3 protein-coding genes are annotated in these 1,863 nt (G+C 68.8%); all 3 read left to right on the top strand.

Annotated elements, in window-relative coordinates:
* A partial coding sequence (locus KME77_RS18140) for a glycerol-3-phosphate dehydrogenase C-terminal domain-containing protein (RefSeq protein WP_281424179.1) occupies positions 1-330 on the top strand: 330 nt, incomplete at its 5' end.
* A gap of 106 nt (positions 331-436) precedes the next feature.
* On the top strand, positions 437-1,306 hold the full coding sequence (locus KME77_RS18135) for a sucrase ferredoxin (protein WP_308250750.1): 870 nt from the start codon (positions 437-439) through the stop codon (positions 1,304-1,306).
* A gap of 100 nt (positions 1,307-1,406) precedes the next feature.
* Positions 1,407-1,718 carry a WhiB family transcriptional regulator gene (locus KME77_RS18130; RefSeq protein WP_219468945.1) on the top strand — a complete coding sequence of 104 codons (312 nt, stop codon included), beginning with the start codon at positions 1,407-1,409 and terminating at the stop codon, positions 1,716-1,718.
* Positions 1,719-1,863 lie beyond the last annotated feature (145 nt).

The following is a 1,863-nucleotide window of genomic DNA, read 5'->3' as shown; positions in this document are numbered from 1 at the left end:
GCTGCCGGCCGGTCCGCCGCGTCCGCGGACGGGACACCGGGCGGGCCGCCGGGCGTGGGCGGGATGCCGGGCGCGGGCGACACGCCCGGGCCGGCCCCCGCGCACCTCGTCGCCCGCTACGGCTCAGAGGCGGCCGCCGTGCACGAGCTGGTCCGGGCGCACCCCGAGGAGGTGGCCCTCGGCGTGACCATGGGCGAGCTCGTCTGGGCCGCGCGCCACGAGGGCGCGCTCGACGCCGACGATCTGCTCGATCGCAGGACCAGGATCGGCCTCGTCCCGCAGGACAGGGCGGCCGCGCTCCCCGCCGCGCGGGCGGTGTTCGCCGGATAAGACCCACACTCTCCCCAGCGTTAGGTTAGGCTGACCTAATTCGCACTTTCGGGGAGGGGCGTTGGCCAGGGGCTGCGAGCATCCGGACGGCTGCCACACCGGTGCCGTGCCGACACTGGCCAGCGCCACCGTGGGAGCCCGGCTGTGGTTGCTGATCGAGTACGACGGGCCGTGGCCCTCGCATCTGGAAACCTTCGAGCTTCCTGAAAAAATCGCGAAACTCGTACGCCGGGCCACCGAACATGGCATCAGGCCCCAGCTCATCCGCCGCCCGGGCAGGCGCACCCGCCCGCAGGACCAGGACCTGCGTGTGCTAGTCGGCTACGCCACGGGCCCGAACCCTTGGCTGGCCAGCGGAGTCATCGCAGGTCCCGACGATCTTGACCTGGACGCGCTGGTGGCAGGAGTGGTCCCCGAGTCCTGCATACTTGAACACGAGCCGGTATTTCTGGTCTGCACGCACGCCAAGCGCAATGTGTGCTGCGCCCGCATTGGACTACCTCTCGCTCGGAGCCTGGCCGAAAACTGGCCGGACAGAGTGTGGGAAACGTCACACGTTGGCGGCGATCGATACGCCGCCAACCTTGTGTGCTTGCCACACGGAATTTTCTACGGCAGCATGTCTCAGGCTGCTGCGGTCGCAGCGGCTAACGCGTACCGGTCGGGCGAGATCATTCTCGACCGTTTCCGGGGGCGCGCAGGCATCCCTGAGCCATTGCAGGCTGTCGAGCACTTCGCCCGAGCCCATACGGGAGAGTGCTCCGTCGGCGCAGTGGCCGTGGAATCCTCCAGGTCGGACGGTGACGTCACCGAAGCCATCGTGCGCTGCGGCGACGTCCGGCTCCAGGTTGTGGTTGAGCCATCGGCGCTCCAAGCGCCGTGTGGTACGGCTTGCGCCGAGACGATCACCACCTTCCGGCTGGTTTCGCTGGACAGGCTCACGCCTGTGCGGTACGCCACGCCGGCTCTTACCTGAGCGGGGAACATCACGGCCCAACGTTGCGTTGGAACAGTGACGCCAAAAGCGTCCAATGCGGCTCAATTACCGAAATACCTCTCACGAAGGTGGTTTTCTCATGTCTCAGGTACGTCGGCAGCTCGCCCGCCCGCGCCCCAGCTGGGGTTGGCAGGATGATGCCGCGTGCCGGGGTGAGGACCTCGTGCTCTTCTTCGGCCCCGACGGGGAGCGGCAGCCCGAGCGTGACGTGCGCGAGCGGAAGGCGAAGGCCATCTGTGGCCAGTGCCCTGTCCGCAACGAGTGCCTTGACTACGCGCTGTCCCGTCCGGAGAAGTACGGCACGTGGGGTGGCCTGAACGAGGACGAGCGCGCCTCCGAGCGTCGCCGTCGCATGCGTCGCGCCGCCAGCGCCGGCATCTCCGCCGCCTGACCCCACCCGGCAGCGTCGTCCGCGATCACCGTGTGATCCCGCAGTTGTCCCGATGAACCGGGGCCTGGCCCGCCAGGCTCCGGCGAACCCGGTCGGGACAACTGCTTGATCAGGCGGGACCTCAGCCCCAGCACGCAGAAGCCAG

This window comes from Nonomuraea rhizosphaerae (genome assembly GCF_019396405.1).
Lineage (GTDB): Bacteria > Actinomycetota > Actinomycetes > Streptosporangiales > Streptosporangiaceae > Nonomuraea > Nonomuraea rhizosphaerae.
Note: the sequence above shows the minus strand (reverse complement) of the source record. Positions and strands in the feature narration are given on the sequence as shown.